Below are 20,523 nucleotides of genomic sequence, written 5' to 3' on the forward strand. Positions count from 1 at the left end.
GGCCCCAGCGATGCTAGCTGAGTGGCTGAAATCCTGGGGCCGCTATGCGGCCCTATCGCGACACAAGGCCGCTCCCACAGGCGCCAGCCTCAGACCAGGCGAGAGAGCATGTCCTCGGCTTCCTGGCGCTGGGTGTCGTCGCCGTCCTTGACTACTTCATCAAGGATGTCGCGCGCGCCCTGGTTGTCGCCCATGTCGATGTAGGCGCGAGCCAGGTCGAGCTTGGTGGCTACTTCGTCACTGCCGGAGAAGAAGTCGAAGTCCAGGTCGTCCAAGGGCTCCGGCTCAGGCTGCGCAACCGCGTCCTCGCTGGTGAAGTGCGGCTCCAGCGATGGCGATTCGAGGCTCTGCGACAGCTTGTCCAGCTCGGCGTTGACGTCGTCCAGCTCCGAGGCAAAGCTTTTGGCGGCCGGCGAATCGTCGTCCAGCGACAGTGACAGGTCGAAGTCCGACGGCATGTCGAACTCGGAAACCGGGTCAAACTCCGGCACGCTGTCGAAGACAGCCAGTTCAGCGGCGATGTCCACGGGGGCCTCTTCCACCGCTTGCGGGGCGGCCGGGGCAACCGGCTCAGTGACATCGAGGTCGAAATCGGACAGGTCCACGGCAGGCTGTGGCTCTGCCTGGGCCAGCATGGCCTCGAAATCAGCGTCGGCGTCGGCTTGCAGTTCGGCATCCACGGCAAACGGCTGCTCTTCTGGCTGAGCCTCTTCCAGCGCTGGCTCATCCAGCACAGGCTCGGCAATTACCAGCTCGTCGGGTACAGGTTCCTGTGCCGCCGGCTCGTCCAGCAACGGCGCTGCCAGCGGATCTTCTTCCGGCAGGTCTTCACCCAGGCTCAGGTCAAAGTCGCTGTCCAGGTCCGGTTCATCCAGACCCGGTGCATCAAGGATTGGCACTTCTTCGAAGGCGTCCAGCTCGGCTTCAGGCTCTGCTTGCGCCAAAACCTCCGGCTCAGCGTCTGCCTCTGGCGCGAACTCAGGCACCTCGTCAGGCACCACATCGGCAACCACCGGCGCCTCAGGCTCGTCGTGCAGCAGCTCCTGCACGTACTGCTCATCCATTTCGGCAGCCAGTGCCGCCGCACCCAGGCCGGCCGCGGCCAGGCCAAGCATGGCCGGGTAGCGCTCTTTCAGGTCGGCAACCTGGGCAGTGTTCTGCTCGCTGGCCGGCAGCTTGCGCTCCTGTTCGGCGAACGCGCTCTGGTCACCCTGGCGGGCGTACACATCCATCAGTTTCAGGCGCAGGTCGTCACGCTCTGGCGCGGCGGCCACAGCGGGCTCCAGCAGTTCGGTGGCGCGGTTCAGACGGCCCTCGGCCAGGCATTGATCGACTTCGGCCAACAGCGCGGCGTGCGGGTCTGCGTACGGCTCGATCTCGAGTTCTGCCTCGGCGGCTGGGGCTGCCATTTTCTCCGCAGCAACAGCAGCGGCAGCCGAAGCTGCGACCACAGCTGGCGACAGGGTCACGCTCGGCTCCGAGACTTCGACGCCGTCGAGGCTCTCGGTATCGGTGTCAAAACCTGGGGCTTGCTCTTCTTCCAGCGCCCGCGCCATGCGCAGGTGCTTTTCAGCTTCTTGCTGGGCCTTGCGCTTGCGCGCCAGCAACCACAGCAGCAACGCCAGCACCAGGATGCTGGAGCCGGCAATCAGCCAAAGCAGCCACGGGTTGCCCATGATCTGGTCGAGTGCACTGCCCGGCTGGCTGGCTGGCGCTTGATTGGCGGCTGGCTCCGGCTCGGGCGCGGTATCGACCGCAGCTGGTGCAGGCTCGACCGCGGGCCGAGCGGCTGCCGCCGGCTGGGCCGGAGCAGCACCAGCCACCGCCGGGGCGGTTGCACCCTGGGCTTCAAGGCGCGCCAGCTGGTCATTCTTCAGCTCGATCAGACGCTGCAGCTTGTCCAGCTGGCTCTGCAGGTCGGTCATGCGGCTTTTCAGTTCGTCGTTGTCGCGGCGGCTGGTGTCCAGGCTTTCCTGGGCCACGGCCAGCTTGTCGTTGAGTGCCTTGGCCTGGCCGGCAGCGGTCTGGTTACCCGGGCTTACCAGGCGCAGGTTGTCACCCTGGGCGATGCGCGCCGGGGCAGCTTCGGCGGCGCCACGGCGGGTAGCGTCGAGCTGGCGGGCACGCGGGCCCAGGCGGCGGCCTTCACGCCAGGCGGCATACTGTTCGGCCACCTCGCTGTTTGCCTCGCCCTGGGCAATGTTCTGGATCTGCTGCTGGTCGGGCAGGCGCAGTACCTGGCCAACTTTCAGCTGGTTGATGTTGTTGCCGATGAAGGCGTCGGGGTTCAGCGCCTGGATCGCGATCATGGTCTGCTGGATCGAGCCACCCTGGGTGTTGCGCGCCGCAATCTGCCACAGGGTGTCGCGGCGCTGGGTGGTGTAGCTGCTGGCACCGGTTGTGGCCGGTGTGACATTGCCTGCTGCTGGCTTGTCGCCCTGGGCCTTGGCCTGGTCAAGCAGCACGCTGTAGTCGCGCAGCAGGCGGCCCTGCGGCCACATCACCTGGACCAGGAACTTGACCACTGGCCCCGGCAGCGGCTGGCTGGAGGTAACCCGCAGCACGCTCTTGCCGTTGGGGTTGATCACCGGTGTGAAGGTCAGGTCTTCGAGGTAGGTCGGAAACGCCACCCCGGCCTTGCTGAACTCTTCCGGTGGCGCCAGGCTTGGCGCCACTTCGGCGGCCTTGAGGTCGCGCACGTCGAGCAATTCGATCTCGGCGTCCAGCGGCTGATTCTGTGCCGACTTCAGGGTCAGCTCCCCCAGGCCCAGCGCATTCGCCATGCCAGACGACAGCGCGGATGCTGCAGCCATGGCCAGAACCAGTTTGCGAATTCGAAGCATGACCTCTTCCCTTGTATGAATCGTCCCGAAACCTGCAAGCAGAGCAGGACAAAAGTGCTCGCCAGTATCTTTTACGGCATCTGTTTAATCAACAATTGTGCCACTTGCACGGCGTTGAGCGCGGCGCCTTTGCGCACGTTGTCGGTGGTCAGCCAGAGGTTGAGCTGCTGGTCTTCATCAACACCGTGACGTACACGACCAACATAGACCACGTCTTGGCCCACTGCGTCACCGACCGGGGTCGGATAATCATCACGTTCCACCAGTTCGACACTATCAGCTGCCTCCAGTGCCTGGTTGACCGCTGCCAGGTCGACCGGGCGACGGCTCTGCACGGCCACACTGAAGCTATCGCCGAAAAACACCGGGACTTGAACGCAGCTCACGGAGATCTTCAATTCAGGCATGCCCAGCAGCACGCGCAACTCGCTGACCAGGCGGCGCTCCGGCGCTGTATGGCCTTGCTCATCGGCGGCCCCCACCTGGGCCAGCAGGTTGAATGCCACCTGGCGGTCGAAGAAACGCGGCTCCAGTGGCCGGGCATTGAGCAGTTCGGCCGTTTGCCGGGCCAGTTCGCTGACCGCTTCGCGGCCTTGCGCGGACACCGCCAGCGACGCCATCACCTGCACCCGTTCAATGTCCAGCAGACCCTTGAGCGGTGCCAGCGCAACCGCCACGGCAACCGCGGCCGAGCATGGGCTGACGATGCGCGCCGGCAGCGTCAGGCCGGCCAGGCGCTCTGCGTTGGCCTCAGGCACCAGGGCCAGGGCGTCGTCCAGGCCACCAGACAGGTCGATGACCGTGCAGCCCGCCTGCAGCGCCTTGCTGGCGAAGCTGCGGCTGACTGCGGCGCCAGTGGCGAAGAAGGCCAGCTTGACCTGGGCAAAGTCGAAGCTGTCCACTTCACGCACCTTGAGCTTCTTGCCGGCGAACATCACGCTGCTGCCTGCCGACTCCATGCTGGCCAGCAGGTGCAATGTGCCGACCGGGAACGCCAGTTCTTCGAGGATCTGCACCAAGGCTTCACCGACGCTGCCGGTGGCGCCGACGACGGCGATGTCCAAAGGGTGTGTCATGGTAGGGATCCTCTTGCAGAAAACGGCGGGGGCGGCACTTTACTCGGATTGTAGGAGTTTGTCTGTGCTGGCCGTATCTTCGTCGCTGTGGGTTGCGTGAGGGCTAGCGGGGATGGCTTGGGATTTGCCGTGTTTGTGAGATCGAGCGCCGCCCGCGCGGCGCATCGCGACGCAAGGCCGCTCCCACATTTGTTTTGGGCCAGTTATTCCTGTGGGATTCGCGCGCGTACGCCTTGGCGCATGCATCGATATCGCGTCGTACATACAAGGCGGTCGCGCGCGCCTGGCGCAGGATGGACTGGCCCGAAACAAATGTGGGAGCGGCCTTGCGTCGCGATGCGCCGCGCGGGCGGCGCTCGATCTCACCGGCACTAAAAATGCTGTGGCGAACACTCAAAAAAAACCCGCGCTGTCGCCAGCGCGGGTTTTTAGTCAAAGCAGAACGATCAACGCTCCAGCAGAATCCGCAGCATGCGGCGCAGCGGTTCGGCAGCGCCCCACAGCAGCTGGTCACCCACGGTGAAAGCGCCCAGGTACTGCGAGCCCATGTTCAGCTTGCGCAGGCGGCCAACCGGAATGTTCAGGGTGCCGGTGACCTTGGTTGGGGTCAGTTCCTGCATGCTGATTTCACGCTGGTTCGGCACCAGTTTCACCCAAGGGTTGTGCTGGCTGATCATGCCTTCGATGTCGGCAATCGGCACATCCTTGTTCAGCTTGATGGTCAACGCCTGGCTGTGGCAACGCATGGCGCCGATGCGCACGCAGATGCCGTCGACCGGGATCGGGCTCTTGAAGCGGCCGAGGATCTTGTTGGTCTCGGCCTGGGCCTTCCACTCTTCACGGCTCTGGCCGTTCGGCAGTTCCTTGTCGATCCACGGGATCAGGCTGCCCGCCAGTGGCACGCCAAAGTTCTCGGTCGGGAAGGCTTCGCTGCGCATGGCCTCGGCAACCTTGCGGTCGATGTCGAGGATGGCGCTGGCCGGGTTGGCCAGGTCATCGGCAACGGCAGCGTGGGTGGCACCCATCTGCTTGATCAGCTCGCGCATGTTCTGCGCGCCGGCACCCGAGGCTGCCTGGTAGGTCATGGCGCTCATCCACTCCACCAGGCCGGCTTCGAACAGGCCACCCAGGCCCATCAGCATCAGGCTGACGGTGCAGTTGCCGCCGATGTAGTTCTTGGTACCGGCGTCCAGCTGCTGGTCGATGACCTTGCGGTTGACCGGGTCGAGGACGATCACGGCGTCATCCTGCATACGCAGGGACGAGGCAGCATCGATCCAGTAACCCTGCCAGCCGGCTTCGCGCAGCTTGGGGAAGACCTCGTTGGTATAGTCGCCGCCCTGGCAGGTCAGGATAACGTCGAGGGTCTTGAGTTCTTCAATCGAATACGCGTCCTTGAGCGGCGCTGTATCCTTGCCCACGTTCGGGCCTTGACCACCCACGTTGGAAGTAGTGAAGAACACCGGCTCGATAAGGTCGAAATCCTGCTCCTCCAGCATCCGCTGCATGAGCACGGAACCGACCATACCGCGCCAACCGATCAGACCTACACGTTTCATCGCAACTACACCTTTGCTAAAAGTGGGCCGCCACCGGGAATTGTGGGTGGCGGGCCAGAGAGATTACAGATTCCGCAGCGCTGCGACTACTGCGTCGCCCATTTCCTGCGTACCAACTTTACGGCAGCCTTCAGAGAAGATGTCGCCGGTGCGAAGGCCCTGGTCCAGAACCAGGCTCACCGCCTTCTCGATCGCTTCGGCGGCGACCGACTGATTGAAGCTGTAACGCAGCATCATCGACACCGACAGGATGGTCGCCAGCGGGTTGGCGATACCAAGGCCGGCGATGTCCGGCGCCGAGCCGTGGCACGGCTCGTACATGCCCTTGTTGTCAGCATCCAGCGACGCAGAAGGCAGCATGCCGATGGAACCGGTCAGCATGGAAGCTTCATCCGACAGAATGTCACCGAACATGTTGTCGGTCACCATCACGTCGAACTGCTTGGGTGCACGTACCAGTTGCATGGCAGCGTTGTCGACGTACATGTGGCTCAGTTCGACATCCGGGTAGTCCTTGGCCACGTCTTCGACCACTTCACGCCACAGCTGGCTGGACGCCAGGACGTTGGCCTTGTCCACCGAGCACAGCTTCTTGCCACGCACGCGGGCCATGTCGAAGCCGACACGGGCGATGCGGCGCACTTCGCTTTCACTGTACGGCAGGGTGTCGTAGGCCTGGCGCTCGCCACCTTCCAGCTCGCGCTGGCCACGTGGGGCACCGAAGTAGATGCCACCGGTCAGCTCACGGACGATGAGGATGTCCAGGCCCGAAACGATTTCCGGCTTCAGCGACGAGGCATCGGCCAGTTGCGGGTAGAGGATGGCCGGGCGCAGGTTGGCGAACAGGCCCAGTTGCGAACGGATTTTCAGCAGGCCGCGCTCCGGGCGGATGTCACGCTCGATCTTGTCCCACTTCGGGCCACCCACGGCGCCCAGCAGCACGGCATCGGCCTTGCGCGCACGCTCCAGGGTTTCGTCGGCCAGCGGCACGCCGTGCTTGTCGATGGCCGCGCCACCGATCACGTCGTGCTCCAGGCTGAAGCCGAGCTGGAACTTATCGTTGGCCAGTTCCAGCACCTTGACCGCTTCGGCCATGATTTCCGGGCCGATACCGTCACCTGGGAGAATCAGAATCTGCTTGCTCATGCTTTCCTCTATCCATTCACGCGGTGCGGCCAGACGGGCCCCACCGAAAAGTGCTTAACGCTCGGCCCACAACACCAGCACATCGGTGCTGAACGAGCCATCGGCCTCTATCTGGTAATACTGCCGTACTTCTTCACCCATGGCTTGCTGCAATTGGCGGATGGCCACGCGCATCGGCTCGGGGGTGCGCATGCGCTCGACCCAGCTGGTGAACTCCAGGCGCAGCGGCTGGCGCGTGTGGCTGCGCACATGCAGGCCGGCTTCGCTGACCTGGCGCTGCCATTCGGCGGCGGAGTAATCGCGCACATGGCTGGTGTCGCGCAGCACTTCGACCGTTTGCAGGTAGGTGTCGAGCAGCGGGCTGCCCGGCGACATCACATCGATGAACGCTGCCACGCCGCCTGGCTTGAGCACCCGGCGTACTTCGCGCAGGGCCAGGCCCAGGTCGCTCCAGTGGTGGGCCGAGTAGCGGCTGAAGACGAAGTCGAACGAGGCATCGGCGAACGGCAGGCGTTCGGCGGCGCCGCGCTCGGTGGTGATATTGGCCAGGCCGCGATCGGCGGCGGCGCTGGCGACCACGTCGAGCATGGATTGCGAAAGGTCGTAGGCGACCACTTCGGCAACCAGCGGGGCGACGTGGAAACTGACATGACCGGCACCGCAGCCCAGGTCCAGCACACGGGCATGGGCCTGCCCTGCCAGCTCGGCCTGCAGCAGGGCGAATTCACTGCCCTGGGCGTGCACGGCGCTGCTGAGGTAGGCGCTGGCCTGTTCGCCGAACTGGCGCTGGACCACGTCCGTATGTTGGGTGCTGGTCATGTCTGGATCCTTTAGGTTTTGGGTTAGCTCTACTGACCCTATCGCCGGCAAGCCAGCTCCTACAGGAAACCCACAGTATTCAGACCTGCGGTGACCCTGTGGGAGCTGGCTTGCCGGCGATGAGGCCAGCAAACTCACCTACATCACTCAGGCATCACGGAACAGCCAAGGCTGCCCGGCGCGGTGCTTGCCTTCGAAGGCCTTGATCGCATCGCTGTCCTGCAGGGTCAGGCCGATATCGTCCAGGCCGTTGAGCAGGCAGTGCTTGCGGAATGCATCGATTTCGAAGTGCAGCACCTTGCCATCCGGGCGGGTCACCGCTTGCGCCTGCAAGTCGATGGTCAGCTGGTAACCCGGGTTGGCTTCAACCTGCTTGAACAGCTCGTCCACTTCTTCATCGCTGAGGATGATCGGCAACAGGCCGTTCTTGAAGCTGTTGTTGAAGAAGATGTCGGCAAAGCTCGGCGCAATGATGCTGCGGAAGCCGTACTCATCCAGTGCCCACGGGGCGTGCTCACGGCTGGAGCCGCAACCGAAGTTCTCCCGCGCCAGCAACACGCTGGCCCCCTGGTAGCGTTCGTGGTTGAGCACGAAATCCTGGTTGACCGGGCGCTTGCTGTTGTCCTGGTACGGCTGGCCCACGTCCAGGTAACGCCATTCGTCGAACAGATTGGGGCCAAAACCTGTGCGCTTAATCGACTTCAAGAACTGCTTGGGGATGATCTGGTCGGTGTCGACGTTGGCACGGTCCAACGGCGCGACGAGGCCAGTGTGCTGGGTAAAGGCTTTCATGCTGCGCTCCCTTGGATCAACTCGCGGACATCGATGAAGTGGCCGGTCACCGCGGCAGCGGCCGCCATGGCCGGGCTGACCAGGTGGGTACGACCACCGGCGCCCTGACGGCCTTCGAAGTTGCGGTTGGAGGTGGACGCGCAGTGCTCGCCGCTCTCCAGGCGGTCCGGGTTCATCGCCAGGCACATCGAACAGCCTGGCTCACGCCATTCGAAACCGGCTTCGACGAAGATCTTGTCCAGGCCTTCGCGCTCGGCCTGGGCCTTGACCAGGCCCGAGCCCGGCACGACGATGGCCTGCTTGACGGTAGCGGCTACCTTGCGGCCCTTGGCGATTTCGGCTGCGGCGCGCAGGTCTTCGATACGCGAGTTGGTGCACGAGCCGATGAACACGCGGTCCAGCTGGATATCGGTGATCGCCTGGTTGGCGGTCAGGCCCATGTACTTCAAGGCACGCTCGATCGAACCACGCTTGACCAGGTCGGCTTCGGCAGCCGGGTCCGGCACGCGCTGGTCGACGGCCAACACCATCTCGGGCGAGGTGCCCCAGCTGACTTGTGGCTTGATCTGGCTGGCATCCAGCTCGACCACGGTGTCGAACACTGCATCGTCATCCGACACCAGGTCTTTCCACGACTCGACCGCTTGCTTCCACTGCTCGCCCTTCGGCGCATACGGGCGGCCTTCGACATAGGCAACGGTGGTGGCGTCAGTGGCCACCAGGCCCACACGGGCGCCCGCCTCGATGGACATGTTGCAGATGGTCATGCGGCCTTCCATCGACAATTCGCGGATGGCGCTGCCGGCGAACTCCATGGCGTGGCCGTTGCCACCGGCGGTGCCAATCTTGCCGATCACGGCCAGGACGATGTCCTTGGCGGTAACGCCGGCAGGCAATTGGCCTTCCACGCGCACCAGCATGTTCTTCATCTTCTTGGCGACCAGGCACTGGGTGGCGAGCACGTGCTCGACCTCGGAGGTGCCAATGCCGTGGGCCAAGGCACCGAAGGCGCCATGGGTAGAAGTGTGCGAGTCGCCACAGACCACGGTCATGCCAGGCAAGGTGGCACCCTGCTCCGGGCTGATGACGTGGACGATGCCCTGGCGTTCGTCATTCATCTTGAATTCGACGATGCCGTATTCGTCACAGTTTTCGTCAAGGGTCTGCACCTGCAGGCGCGACACCTGGTCGACGATGGCCTCGATACCGCCCTTGCGCTCTGGCGTGGTCGGCACGTTGTGGTCGGGGGTGGCGATGTTGGTGTCGATGCGCCACGGTTTGCGGTTGGCCAGGCGCAGGCCTTCGAAGGCCTGGGGCGACGTCACTTCGTGGATGATGTGGCGGTCGATGTAGATCAAGGACGAGCCGTCATCACGGCGCTTGACCTCATGGGCTTCCCAGAGTTTGTCGTAGAGCGTTTTGCCAGCCATCAGACTGTTCCTCATCAGCGTCTTTCTATGCCAAAGACCCCTTGGCTTGTACGGACGATGCTAGGGGGTTAGATTGAATAACTCAAATTCATAATTTTTATGCTTTGGATAACCCAAAGGAATAGGACTACATGGACCTGGCCAACCTCAGTGCCTTTATCGCCATTGCCGAAACCGGCAGCTTTTCCGGGGCCGCAGAACGGCTGTTCCTGACCCAGCCGGCCATCAGCAAACGCATCGCCGGGCTGGAGCAGCAACTGGGTGTAAGGCTGTTCGACCGCCTGGGCCGCGAGGTGACTTTGACCGAGGCTGGGCGCGCCCTGCTGCCACGGGCCTACCAGATCCTCAATGTCCTTGATGATACCCGACGGGCGCTGACCAATCTGACCGGGGCCGTGAGCGGTCGTCTGACCCTGGCCACCAGCCACCACATCGGCCTGCACCGCCTGCCGCCGCTGCTGCGGGCGTTCACCCGCCAGTACCCGGCCGTGGCGCTGGATATTCAGTTTCTGGATTCCGAACAGGCCTACGACGAAATTCTGCATGGCCGCGCCGAAATTGCCGTGATCACCCTGGCGCCCGACCCGCATCACCTGGTCAAAGCCGTGCCGGTGTGGGACGACGCCCTGGACTTCGTCGCCGCCCCCGAGCACCCGCTGGCCAACAACCATGAGGTCAGCCTGGCGGATGTCGCCCGCCACCCGGCGGTATTCCCTGGCGGCAACACCTTCACCCACCATATCGTCCAGCGCCTGTTCGAAAGCCAGGGCCTGACGCCGAACATCGCCATGAGCACCAACTACCTGGAAACCATCAAGATGATGGTGTCGATCGGCCTGGCCTGGAGCGTATTGCCGCGCACCATGCTCGACGAACAGGTTGCACCCATCGCATTGCCCGGCATACAGCTGTCGCGCCAGCTAGGCTACATTCTGCATACGGAGCGAACGCTATCGAACGCGGCCAGGGCATTCATGGCCCTGCTCGACAGCCACGCAGGGCCCGCCTGACCCGCCGTCAGCCCGGTACTTCCAATTCAAGGACGCGTCATACGCCAAAGGTCTGGTACCGATGCCCAAATCAGCAAACCGCTTTTTGCGCCTGCCGCGTATCCCAGCGGCCGATCCCCAAGAGTCGGAACAGGCCTGGCAAAACGCCCCACAACTGCTGGCCGCGCTCAACGGCGCGCGCCTGGGGGCGTGGCTATGGGATATCGAAAGCGGCCGGGTAAGCTGGTCACGGGGCACCCAGGCCCTGTTCGGCTTCGACCCGCAGCGGCCGTTGCCCGCCGATGTCGACTACCTCGACCTGCTGCCCGAGGAAGACCGCGCACGCACGCGCCAGGTATTCCAGGCGGTATTCAACGGCGAGCCGGTGGAACAGGCCATGCGCCACCGTATTCGCTGGCCGGACGGTAGCCTGCACTGGCTGGAGATCAACGGTAGCCTGACCCACGACCAGCATGGCCGGCCACAAATGATCGGGGTGATCCGCGAAATCACCCGCCAGCGCGAACGGGAAACAGCGCTGATCAATTCGGAAAAGCGCTTCGCCACCCTGTTCCACCTCAGCCCCAACGCCATTCTTCTCACCCGCCGCCACGACGGCATGATCTTCGAGGTCAACCAGCACTTCGAAGACATGTTCGGCTGGCCGGGCAGCCAGGTAATAGGCAAGACCAGCCTCGAGCTGGGCCTGTGGGTCAACCCCGAACAGCGCCACCAGGTGATGGAGTCGACCCGCGCCAGCGGCGGCCCGCTGATCATGGAGGTGCAGTTCCGTGCCTCCAGCGGCAAGGTGCACGACGGCATCCTGTGCACCCAGGGCATCGAACTGGAGGGCGTCACCTTCCTGATCAGCACCTTTGTCGACACCACCGAACGCAAGCGCGCCGAGCAGGCGCTGAAGGACAGCCAGGAGCGCTTGGACCTGGCCCTGGACTCGGCGCAGCTGGGCACCTGGGACTGGCACATCCCCAGCGGCATGCTCTACGGCTCGGCCCGCGCCGCGCAGCTGCACGGCCTGCCGCCCACCCCTTTTCACGAATCGTTCGATGCGTTTTTCGAGGGGGTGCCAGAGCAGGAACGCAACTCGATGCGCCAGGCCTACCGCAGCCTGCGCGAAGGGCCCGCCGGCAACTACCAGATCACCTACCGGGTCCAGCTGGAAAGCGGCATTTCGCGTTACATCGAAAGCCGTGCACGGCTGTACCGCGACGAGCAGGGCAACCCGCTGCGCATGGCCGGCACCCTGCTCGACATCACCGACCAGGTAGAGCGCGAGCAGCGCCTGAGCGCCTCGGAAGAGAAGTTTGCCAGCCTGTTCCAGGTCAGCCCCGACCCGATCTGCGTGACCCGCCAGGACACCGGCCAGTTCATCGAGATCAACCCGGCGTTCAGCCAGACCTTTGGCTGGGACAGCGGCCAGGTGATCGGCCGCACCGCCGAGGAAATCGGCCTGTGGGCCGAGTCCATCGAGCGTGCGCAACGTATCGAGCGGGTGATCCGCGAACAGGCCTTGAGCAACGTCGCCGTGGTGGTCAACCACCGCAACGGCGCGCCGTTGACCTGCGTGATCTCCAGCCGCCTGATCACCGTTGACGACCAGCCCTGCAGCGTTACCACCCTGCGCGACATCACCCAGCAGCAACGCGCCGAGGCGGCGCTCAAATCCAGCGAAGAGAAGTTTGCCAAGGCCTTCCACTCCAGCCCCGACGCCATCACCATCACCGAACGCCACAGCGGCCGTTACCTGGAAATCAACGACGGCTTCTGCCGCCTGACCGGCTACAGCGCCGCGGATGTGGTCGGCCACACGGTGTACGAAATCGGTATCTGGGCCGACGACAAGCAGCGCAGCGCGTTGCTGGCCGAATTGCGCGACCGCGGCCGGGTGCATCACCGGGAAATGCTCGGCCGTAACAAGCGCGGCGATATCCTCACCGTTGAAGTCTCTGTCGAGCCGATCACCCTCAACGAAGTCGACTGCCTGCTATTGACTGCCCGCGACGTCAGCCAGCTGAAGAACGCCCAGGCGCAGATCCGCCACCTGGCCTATCACGACCCGTTGACCAACCTGCCCAACCGCGCCCTGCTGATGGACCGCCTGAGCCAGCAGATCGCCCTGCTCAAGCGCCATAACCTGCGCGGCGCCCTGCTGTTCCTCGACCTCGACCACTTCAAGCACATCAACGACTCACTGGGCCACCCGGTGGGCGACACGGTGCTGAAGATCATCACCGCCCGCCTGGAAGCCAGTGTGCGCCTGGAGGACACCGTGGCCCGCCTGGGTGGCGACGAGTTCGTGGTACTGCTCAGCGGCCTGGAGGGCAGCCGTGAGCTGGTGGAGGAAAAAGTCCGTGAACTGGCCGACACCCTGCGTGAACTGCTCGCCGAACCGATGTCGCTGGATGGCCAGCGCCTGCAGGTAACGCCCAGCATCGGCGTGGCGCTGATCCCCGACCACGGCACCACCCCGGCCGATCTGCTCAAGCGTGCCGATATCGCCCTGTACCGGGCCAAGGACTCCGGGCGCAACACCACCCAGCTGTTCCACACCACCATGCAGAAAGCTGCCAGCGAGCGCCTGCGCATGGAAAACGACCTGCGCCTTGCCCTGGCCCGTGGCGAACTGGCGCTGCACTTCCAGCCGCAGGTGGATGCCCGCGACAACCGTATCGTCGGCGCCGAAGTGCTGCTGCGCTGGCACCACCCGCAACTGGGCCAGCAGCCGCCCGCACAGTTCATTCAGGTGCTGGAGGAAAGCGGCCTGATCCTGGAAGTTGGCAGCTGGATCCTGGATGAAGCCTGCGATGCTTGTGCACGCATGCTGACCGACGGCCTGATCGATGCGGATGATTTCAGCCTGTGCGTGAACATCAGCCCGCGACAGTTCCGCCAGAACAACTTTGTCGAGCGCGTGCTGCGCAGCCTGGACGATTACCGGCTGCCTCGGCACATGCTCAAGCTGGAGATCACCGAAGGCATCGTCATCCAGAACCTGGAAGACACCATCAGCAAGATGCGCGAACTGAAGCGTTACGGGGTAAGTTTCGCCATGGACGACTTTGGCACTGGCTATTCGTCGCTGACTTACCTCAAGCGCCTGCCGGTCGATGCGCTGAAGATCGACCAGACCTTCGTGCGCGATGCACCGATCGACCCCAACGACGCCGAAATCGTCCGCGCCATTGTCGCCATGGCCCGCAGCCTGGACCTGGCAGTGATTGCCGAGGGGGTGGAGCTGACCGAGCAACTTGAGTTTCTCGAACAGCTGGGCTGTCACCTGTACCAGGGTTACCTGCACAGCCGGCCGTTGCCGTTGCCGGAGTTTCGCAAACTGTTGCTGGAGGCGCCGGCAGACTACTGAAGCAGATGCAGCCGAGCACAAAAAAGGGCACCCGAGGGTGCCCTTCTTCATTGCAGCGTGATCAGTTCAGCGCTGGCTTGTCGCCATTGATCGGGATGCGCTTGGCCTTGGCTTCTTCAGGCACGATGCGCAGCAGGTCGATGCTGAGCAGGCCGTTGGCCAGGCCGGCGGCTTTCACTTCGATATGGTCGGCCAGGCGGAACGACAGCTTGAAGGCGCGTTGCGCGATACCCTGATGCAGGTAAGTCACTTCCGCCGCACCGTTGTCGCGCTTGCCACCGGTCACGGTCAGGACACCTTTCTCGACCTGCAGGTCGAGGTCCTGCTCCTGGAATCCAGCTGCTGCAACTACGATGCGGTAGTGGTCCTCACCATGCTTCTCCACGTTGTAGGGCGGGTAGCTGCTACCGGCCTCATTACGTGCCGCGGATTCGAACAGGTCGTTGAAACGGTCGAAACCAACGGAATGGCGGAACAGTGGAGCAAGAGAGAAAGCGGTAGTCATGGTCATAAACTCCTGAGATTCAGCAAGTAAGTCATTGCGCGACCCGACTTCGGCATCGCGTACTCAAGAGATATGGCCATGGGAAAAGCTTTCAAGGGGAGATTTAAAAAAATCTTCTTTTTCGCACGGGGTCTGATGGCCTCTTCGCGGGTAAACCCGCTCCTACAGGGCTGTGCATTACCTGTGGGAGCGGGTTCACCCGCGAAGAGGTCGGTTCAGGCAACACAAGCCTCGAATGTAGCCGCCTCAACCCCCAACAACCGGCTGATCCGCGCGCAGTCATCTTCCCGGCGCAACTCGGCAAACAACACCACCGCCTCGGGGTAACTGCGGGTCAGCATCGCCAACCACTGCTTCATCCGCCCCGGCGCATAGCGCGGTGACAGTTTGGCCTGGGCCTGACGCCAGAACTCGCGCAACAACGGCAGCAGGTCATCCCAGCTCATCGGCTGATAGTCGCGCCCGTCACGCGCGGCGGCAATCTGCAGGCCCAGGTCAGGGCGCGATACCAGCCCTCGGCCCAGCATGATGTCTTCGGCCCCACTGACCTCGCGGCAGCGGCGCCAGTCATCGACGGTCCAGATCTCGCCATTGGCGAATACCGGTACCTTGACCACATCCTGCACCCGCGCCACCCACTCCCAATGCGCCGGCGGCTTGTAGCCTTCGACCTTGGTCCGCGCATGCACCACCAGGTGCGCCGAGCCGCCCTCTGCCAGGGCCGTGGCACACTCCAGCGCGCCGTCCGGGCTGTCGAAGCCCAGGCGCATCTTCGAGGTTACCGGGATATGCGCCGGCACCGCGCGGCGCACCTCACGCACGATGGCGTGCAGCAACTCCGGCTCTTTGAGCAGCACGGCACCACCCCGTGACTTGTTCACGGTCTTGGCCGGGCAGCCAAAGTTCAGGTCGATCACGGGCGCACCCAGCTCACAGGCCAGCGCCGCGTTTTCCGCCAGGCATACCGGGTCCGAACCCAGCAACTGCACGCGCATGGGCACCCCGGCGGCCGTGCGCGCACCCTGGCGCAACTCGGGCGCCAGCTTGTCGAACGAGGACGCCGGCAGCAGGCGGTCGCACACGCGAATGAACTCGGTGACGCACCAGTCGATACCGCCCACGCGGGTCAATACGTCGCGCAGGATGTTGTCAACCAGCCCCTCCATGGGGGCCAGGGCAATTTGCATGTCGGGGTCTCGGCGGAAAAGCCGGCAGTCTAACAAAAATTGCCGGCGATTCAGGCGCCGATCAGCGCCGGACCGTAACCTTCGACGAATTCCGCCGGCATGCGCTTGGGCTTGCCACTGGACAGCTCGATGCAGGCAAAGGTGGTTTGCGCGCGCAGCAGGGTTACGCCGTCACGCGGGCGCTTGAGCTGGAAGCGCCGGGTCATGCGCAGGCGCTGGTCCCAGTCGATGATCCAGGTGGCCAGTTGCAGTTCGTCGTCCTCATAGGCGGCGGCCAGGTAGTCGATTTCGTGGCGCACCACAGCCATCGCCCGGTCCAGGCGCCGATACTCGGCCAGGTCCAGGCCTAACCGTTGGGAGTGACGCCAGGCGCACCGCTCCAGCCAGGTGACGTACACCGCGTTGTTTGCGTGGCCGAGGCCGTCGATGTCCTCGCTGCCGACGCGCAGGTCGATGACGAAGGGTGTTGCCAGGTCCCAGCTCATGTTCGCTTCCTTGGCAAAAAAGTCGATTTAGCAGCGACCTACGGGGCAATGTCCAGCCCCTGCGCAAGATTTACCGGCCTCATCGCCGGCAAGCCAGCTCCCACAAAAACGGCGCAGGACTCAAGCTTTGCGCCGTATCTGTGGGAGCTGGCTTGCCGGCGATGAGGCCAGTTCAGGCAACACCATCAGGCGGTTTGTCGCGCTGGCACGTCAGCCCGCCCCAGCAATTCGAGCACGGCCTCACCCAGCCGCGGATCGGACAGCACCCGCTGGTGCCCACCCTCCTCCAACAGCATCAGGCGGCTATCGAACCAGGCCTTGTGAATAACCTGGGCTTCATCGGCGGCCACCAGGGCATCATCGGCGGCATGCACCACCAACCCCGGCAGCTCCAGCTGGTAACCGGTCACATCCAGCCGCGCAATCTGCATGCCCACATCCCGCTCTACCTGGCGAATGAACGCCGCCCGCGCACGCGCCGGCATCCCCAGATGATGAGCAAAACCGCGCAGCACGCCCAGCAGCCGCGCCGGGGCAGCAATACTGACTGCTGCCTCTGTGCGCAGCCCCATCTGCAGGGCCAGCAATACACTGGCACCGCCCATGGAGTGGCCAATCACCGCCCGCAGCGGCGGCAGCTCGGCAGCGGCCTCCAGCAGCGCCCGGGCGAACAGCACCACATTGGCCTGTTCACCAGGCGAGCGGCCATGGCCCGGCCCCTCCAGCGACACCACCGTGTGCCCGGCCTGGACCAAGGTTTCGATCAAGGCGGCAAACTGGGTCGGGCGCCCTTCCCAACCATGCATCAGCAGCACCGTCGGCCCCTTCCCCCAGCGCAAGGCAGACAACCCGAAGCGCAGGGTGATGCGCTCGGCGCTGGCCAACACGGGCAGCTCCCAATCCCGAGGCGGCAGATTGCGCGGGGTCATGAAGGCACGGCGCATCTTGCCCGCGACATGCTCGGGGGCCAGGCGGCCCAGGGTGCCATTGACACCACGAATCCAGCTCAGGGTAGTCATCGCCATGCTCCAGGGTTAAAGCACCGCCGATTTGGCGGCGCGCAGAATACGGTCAGACAGCTCGCTGGCGCCCAAGGCGCGGGCCAAGGCAAGGCCACCGACCATGAGCGCCAGGTCGGCCAGGGCCTTGTCGGCATCTTCAGGGCGGTCGACCATGGCTGCAGTCATCAGCTCGATGTGCTCGGCCAATACCTCGCGGAAAACCTCCGGAAGGCGCTGCATCTCGCCCAGCGAGTTGGGCAGCGGGCAGGCATGCACCTCGGCATCTCGGTGTTTGCGCGACAGGTAGAAGGCACTGGCCAGCGCCCGGCGGCCCGCACCATCGAGGTTGGGGTCGATCTGGGCGAGCAAGGCGCGGCGCTCACCCAACAGCTGGCGGAAGGCTTCGAGCATCAGCTCGTCCTTGCTGTCGAAGTGGGCATAGAAACCGCCGACGGTCAGCCCTGCCGCCCCCATCACCTGGCTGACGCTGGGCTCGGCCGGGCCGTGCTGGATCAGCGCGCTGCGTGCCGCTTCCAGAATTCGCTCGCGGGTTCTGCTCTTCTTGTCGCTCATCAGGCACTCGCCATTCGAAATATGATGAACGAAATATTATCAATATCATATTTTTTGACAAGGGAAATTTCACGCCGCTTGTCAGCTGCGAAATGTTCGGGAGGGAGAAAAAACAAAAGGCTCATTCAATAAGCGAATGAGCCTTTAAAGTCCCGCAAAACGCGGGTAAATATGGCGTCCCCTAGGGGACTCGAACCCCTGTTACCGCCGTGAAAGGGCGGTGTCCTAGGCCACTAGACGAAGGGGACGTAACCTTCGCAAAGATTCACTTGCGTGAACCCTGGCAGAAATGGTGGAGCTAAGCGGGATCGAACCGCTGACCTCCTGCATGCCATGCAGGCGCTCTCCCAGCTGAGCTATAGCCCCGAAACAAAAGGCTCATCAATAATCGACGAGCCTTTTTAAGCCCTGCAAAACGCAGGAAAAAGTGGCGTCCCCTAGGGGACTCGAACCCCTGTTACCGCCGTGAAAGGGCGGTGTCCTAGGCCACTAGACGAAGGGGACGTAACCTTCGTGCCGGCCCGCTTACGCGAACCGCGGCAAAATTGGTGGAGCTAAGCGGGATCGAACCGCTGACCTCCTGCATGCCATGCAGGCGCTCTCCCAGCTGAGCTATAGCCCCGGATTTTTAGCCTCGCGGCCCAGCGACATAATGAAACATCGCTTGTGTAAAACTGGCGTCCCCTAGGGGACTCGAACCCCTGTTACCGCCGTGAAAGGGCGGTGTCCTAGGCCACTAGACGAAGGGGACGAACCTTCTTACCTTCAAGACCCGGTTACTGGACCCGGTCTTGCTTGCCAGCCGTGACTGACAAGCGGAATTTGGTGGAGCTAAGCGGGATCGAACCGCTGACCTCCTGCATGCCATGCAGGCGCTCTCCCAGCTGAGCTATAGCCCCACAATGTCGCCTTGAACTGAATCGCTGGCTGGGTGGCTGGCGTTTCGTTTTCGTTCATCGCTGTGGACGGGGCGCATATTAAGATCGGATTGCAGGGCTGTCAAACGAAATTTTGAAAATATTCAAAAGTTTTTTCACAGATAACAATCACTTACCGCCCTGCCCCAGTAAAACCTGAACAGTAAACCCTGTGGGAGCGGGTTTACCCGCGAATACGGTGATGCATGCCACATCGTATTCGCGGGTGAACCCGCTCCCACAGGTTCGACTATAGGCGCGGGAACGCGGTCAGCCGATCGAAGCCAGCAGCTTTTCCCACTCTTTGTTTTCTTTCTTCGACACACCACCCAGCAGGTCCAGGGCCTGGCGCAGGCGATAGCGGGTCAGGTCCGGGCCGAGGATTTCCATGGCGTCCAGTACCGACACCGAGCTAGCCTGGCCGGTAATGGCGGCGAACATCAGCGGCATGGCATCACGCAACTTCAATTCCAGCGCCTCGACCACGGCCTGGATGCAGCCGGTGATGCGCTCTTTTTCCCACTGGCGCAGGCTTTCGAGCTTCCACAGGATCAGCTGGATCACCTGGCGCACCTGGTCGGCCGACAGTTTCTTGCTTTCGAACAGCTTGGCATCCAGCTTCAGCGCACCTTCGAAGAAGAACCCGCCCAGCGGGGCAACCTGGCTGAAGGTCTCGACCCGGCCCTGCACGTGCGGGGCAATCTTCATCATGTAGTCGCTGTTGAATGCCCACTTCTGCAGGCGTGTGGCGAATTCCTCGACCGGCAGTTCGCGCAGCCACTGGCCGTTGAGCCAGGACAGCTTCTCGATGTCGAAGATCGGGCCACCCAGCGAAATACGCGACAGGTCGAAGTGCTCGACCATCTCGTCCAGCGAGAACTTCTCGCGCTCGTCCGGCATCGACCAGCCCATGCGGCCCAGGTAGTTGAGCATCGCCTCCGGCATGAAGCCCATGCGCTCGTAGAAGGTCACCGAGGTCGGGTTCTTGCGCTTGGACAGCTTGGACTTGTCCGGGTTACGCAGCAGCGGCATGTAGCACAGCTTGGGCTGCTCCCAGCCGAAGTATTCGTACAGCTTGATCAGCTTGGGCGCCGACGGCAGCCACTCTTCGCCACGCAGGACGTGGGTGATGCCCATCAGGTGGTCGTCGACCACGTTGGCCAGAAAGTACGTCGGCAGGCCGTCGTTCTTCATCAGCACCTGCATGTCCATGCGGTCCCACGGGATTTCGACATCGCCACGCAGCATGTCCGGCACCACGCAGATACCTTCGCTCGGCACCTTCATGCGGATCACGTGTGGCTCGCCAGCGTCCAGGCGGCGCTGCACTTCCTCGGCGCTCAGCAGCAGTGCGCGGCCGTCGTAGCGCGGGGTTTCACCGCGGGCCTGTTGCTCGGCACGCATCTGCTCCAGCTCTTCGGCGGTGCAGAAGCAATAGAAGGCGTGGCCGGCGTCAACCAGCTCCTTGGCATACTTCGCGTAGATCTCGCCACGCTCGCTCTGCCGGTACGGGCCGTGCGGGCCGCCCACATCCGGGCCTTCGTTCCATTCGATGCCGAGCCAGCGCAGGGCGTCGAAGATCTGCTGTTCCGACTCGCGCGTGGAGCGCAGCTGGTCGGTGTCTTCGATGCGCAGGATGAACTCACCGCCGTGCTGCTTGGCAAAGCAGTAGTTGAACAGGGCGATGTAGGCAGTGCCGACATGGGGGTCGCCGGTAGGCGATGGCGCGATACGCGTGCGTACGGTGGTCATGGAAGGTCTCGAACTGAAGATGAAACAAAGGCGGGATGTTAGCAGGAGGCAGGCACCGGGCTCCAGCAAT

15 protein-coding genes and 6 tRNA genes are annotated in these 20,523 nt (G+C 63.4%); 2 read left to right on the forward strand and 19 right to left on the reverse strand.

All coding sequences use genetic code 11. The features are described from left to right. Window positions 1–89: 89 nt before the first annotated feature. The 7 genes from ACN6NG_RS21735 to leuC all read right to left on the reverse strand — a co-directional run bounded on the left by ACN6NG_RS21735 (window position 90) and on the right by leuC (window position 9,665). Entirely contained in the window at window positions 90–2,843 is a 2,754-nt protein-coding gene (locus tag ACN6NG_RS21735) for a motility hub landmark protein FimV (protein WP_474316147.1), read from the reverse strand. A 71-nt stretch (window positions 2,844–2,914) separates the two neighbouring features. After that, window positions 2,915–3,919, reverse strand: coding sequence for an aspartate-semialdehyde dehydrogenase (locus ACN6NG_RS21740; RefSeq protein WP_049272861.1), 1,005 nt, complete (start codon window positions 3,917–3,919; stop codon window positions 2,915–2,917). Window positions 3,920–4,365: 446 nt separating this feature from the next. Next, window positions 4,366–5,478: an aspartate-semialdehyde dehydrogenase gene (gene asd / locus ACN6NG_RS21745; protein ID WP_019473016.1), complete on the reverse strand. Its 1,113-nt coding sequence runs from the start codon at window positions 5,476–5,478 to the stop codon at window positions 4,366–4,368. 63 nt (window positions 5,479–5,541) lie between these two features. Next, window positions 5,542–6,624, reverse strand: coding sequence for a 3-isopropylmalate dehydrogenase (gene leuB, locus ACN6NG_RS21750; RefSeq protein ID WP_063425019.1), 1,083 nt, complete (start codon window positions 6,622–6,624; stop codon window positions 5,542–5,544). Between the two features lie 54 nt (window positions 6,625–6,678). Continuing rightward, window positions 6,679–7,443, reverse strand: coding sequence for a class I SAM-dependent methyltransferase (locus tag ACN6NG_RS21755; RefSeq protein ID WP_063425017.1), 765 nt, complete (start codon window positions 7,441–7,443; stop codon window positions 6,679–6,681). A 147-nt stretch (window positions 7,444–7,590) separates the two neighbouring features. Next, window positions 7,591–8,235: a 3-isopropylmalate dehydratase small subunit gene (gene leuD, locus ACN6NG_RS21760; protein WP_063425015.1), complete on the reverse strand. Its 645-nt coding sequence runs from the start codon at window positions 8,233–8,235 to the stop codon at window positions 7,591–7,593. Further along, the gene (gene leuC, locus ACN6NG_RS21765; protein ID WP_016500870.1) at window positions 8,232–9,665 is read right to left on the reverse strand and encodes a 3-isopropylmalate dehydratase large subunit; all 1,434 of its coding nucleotides are present in this window, start codon (window positions 9,663–9,665) and stop codon (window positions 8,232–8,234) included. The genes leuD and leuC overlap by 4 nt, the downstream gene beginning before the upstream one ends. Window positions 9,666–9,796: 131 nt before the next feature. Between leuC and ACN6NG_RS21770 the strand changes: the two genes are divergently transcribed. Both ACN6NG_RS21770 and ACN6NG_RS21775 read left to right on the forward strand, forming a co-directional pair. Continuing rightward, on the forward strand, window positions 9,797–10,675 hold the full coding sequence (locus ACN6NG_RS21770; protein ID WP_016500871.1) for a LysR family transcriptional regulator: 879 nt from the start codon (window positions 9,797–9,799) through the stop codon (window positions 10,673–10,675). A 61-nt stretch (window positions 10,676–10,736) separates the two neighbouring features. Next, a complete protein-coding gene (locus tag ACN6NG_RS21775) occupies window positions 10,737–14,033 on the forward strand; it encodes a PAS domain S-box protein (RefSeq protein ID WP_063425013.1) in 3,297 nt (1,098 codons plus the stop codon). A 61-nt stretch (window positions 14,034–14,094) separates the two neighbouring features. On the opposite strand, the gene ACN6NG_RS21780 is transcribed toward ACN6NG_RS21775, so the two are convergent. The 12 genes from ACN6NG_RS21780 to gltX all read right to left on the reverse strand — a co-directional run bounded on the left by ACN6NG_RS21780 (window position 14,095) and on the right by gltX (window position 20,453). Next, complete coding sequence (locus tag ACN6NG_RS21780) at window positions 14,095–14,538, reverse strand: Hsp20 family protein (RefSeq protein WP_019473804.1); 444 nt, start codon at window positions 14,536–14,538, stop codon at window positions 14,095–14,097. A gap of 215 nt (window positions 14,539–14,753) precedes the next feature. Beyond that, window positions 14,754–15,725: a tRNA dihydrouridine synthase gene (locus ACN6NG_RS21785; RefSeq protein WP_049274400.1), complete on the reverse strand. Its 972-nt coding sequence runs from the start codon at window positions 15,723–15,725 to the stop codon at window positions 14,754–14,756. Window positions 15,726–15,775: 50 nt separating this feature from the next. Next, a complete protein-coding gene (locus tag ACN6NG_RS21790; protein WP_016500875.1) occupies window positions 15,776–16,210 on the reverse strand; it encodes an acyl-CoA thioesterase in 435 nt (144 codons plus the stop codon). Between the two features lie 185 nt (window positions 16,211–16,395). Next, entirely contained in the window at window positions 16,396–17,229 is an 834-nt protein-coding gene (locus tag ACN6NG_RS21795; protein WP_258655750.1) for an alpha/beta fold hydrolase, read from the reverse strand. A gap of 15 nt (window positions 17,230–17,244) precedes the next feature. Then, the gene (locus ACN6NG_RS21800; RefSeq protein ID WP_138737744.1) at window positions 17,245–17,784 is read right to left on the reverse strand and encodes a TetR/AcrR family transcriptional regulator; all 540 of its coding nucleotides are present in this window, start codon (window positions 17,782–17,784) and stop codon (window positions 17,245–17,247) included. 172 nt (window positions 17,785–17,956) lie between these two features. Continuing rightward, a tRNA-Glu gene (locus tag ACN6NG_RS21805) sits at window positions 17,957–18,032 on the reverse strand. A gap of 42 nt (window positions 18,033–18,074) precedes the next feature. Then, window positions 18,075–18,150, reverse strand: a tRNA-Ala gene (locus ACN6NG_RS21810). Window positions 18,151–18,212: 62 nt separating this feature from the next. After that, window positions 18,213–18,288, reverse strand: a tRNA-Glu gene (locus tag ACN6NG_RS21815). Window positions 18,289–18,330: 42 nt separating this feature from the next. Beyond that, window positions 18,331–18,406, reverse strand: a tRNA-Ala gene (locus ACN6NG_RS21820). Window positions 18,407–18,459: 53 nt separating this feature from the next. Then, window positions 18,460–18,535, reverse strand: a tRNA-Glu gene (locus ACN6NG_RS21825). A gap of 72 nt (window positions 18,536–18,607) precedes the next feature. Further along, window positions 18,608–18,683 (reverse strand) — tRNA-Ala (locus tag ACN6NG_RS21830). A gap of 288 nt (window positions 18,684–18,971) precedes the next feature. After that, window positions 18,972–20,453 (reverse strand): glutamate--tRNA ligase, encoded by a 1,482-nt coding sequence (gltX, locus tag ACN6NG_RS21835; protein ID WP_061203740.1) that lies wholly within the window; start codon window positions 20,451–20,453, stop codon window positions 18,972–18,974. Between the last annotated feature and the right edge of the window lie 70 nt (window positions 20,454–20,523).

This window comes from Pseudomonas sp. TSO6 (assembly GCF_056098905.1).

Excerpts from the sequence above, each read along its gene's own strand:
- ACN6NG_RS21735 (WP_474316147.1), bottom strand. The coding sequence starts at position 2,843 with ATGCTTCGAATTCGCAAACTGGTTCTGGCCATGGCTGCAGCATCCGCG.
- ACN6NG_RS21740 (WP_049272861.1), bottom strand. The coding sequence starts at position 3,919 with ATGACACACCCTTTGGACATCGCCGTCGTCGGCGCCACCGGCAGCGTC.
- asd (WP_019473016.1), bottom strand. The coding sequence starts at position 5,478 with ATGAAACGTGTAGGTCTGATCGGTTGGCGCGGTATGGTCGGTTCCGTG.
- leuB (WP_063425019.1), bottom strand. The coding sequence starts at position 6,624 with ATGAGCAAGCAGATTCTGATTCTCCCAGGTGACGGTATCGGCCCGGAA.
- ACN6NG_RS21755 (WP_063425017.1), bottom strand. The coding sequence starts at position 7,443 with ATGACCAGCACCCAACATACGGACGTGGTCCAGCGCCAGTTCGGCGAA.
- leuD (WP_063425015.1), bottom strand. The coding sequence starts at position 8,235 with ATGAAAGCCTTTACCCAGCACACTGGCCTCGTCGCGCCGTTGGACCGT.
- leuC (WP_016500870.1), bottom strand. The coding sequence starts at position 9,665 with ATGGCTGGCAAAACGCTCTACGACAAACTCTGGGAAGCCCATGAGGTC.
- ACN6NG_RS21770 (WP_016500871.1), top strand. The coding sequence starts at position 9,797 with ATGGACCTGGCCAACCTCAGTGCCTTTATCGCCATTGCCGAAACCGGC.
- ACN6NG_RS21775 (WP_063425013.1), top strand. The coding sequence starts at position 10,737 with ATGCCCAAATCAGCAAACCGCTTTTTGCGCCTGCCGCGTATCCCAGCG.
- ACN6NG_RS21780 (WP_019473804.1), bottom strand. The coding sequence starts at position 14,538 with ATGACTACCGCTTTCTCTCTTGCTCCACTGTTCCGCCATTCCGTTGGT.
- ACN6NG_RS21785 (WP_049274400.1), bottom strand. The coding sequence starts at position 15,725 with ATGCAAATTGCCCTGGCCCCCATGGAGGGGCTGGTTGACAACATCCTG.
- ACN6NG_RS21790 (WP_016500875.1), bottom strand. The coding sequence starts at position 16,210 with ATGAGCTGGGACCTGGCAACACCCTTCGTCATCGACCTGCGCGTCGGC.
- ACN6NG_RS21795 (WP_258655750.1), bottom strand. The coding sequence starts at position 17,229 with ATGACTACCCTGAGCTGGATTCGTGGTGTCAATGGCACCCTGGGCCGC.
- ACN6NG_RS21800 (WP_138737744.1), bottom strand. The coding sequence starts at position 17,784 with ATGAGCGACAAGAAGAGCAGAACCCGCGAGCGAATTCTGGAAGCGGCA.
- gltX (WP_061203740.1), bottom strand. The coding sequence starts at position 20,453 with ATGACCACCGTACGCACGCGTATCGCGCCATCGCCTACCGGCGACCCC.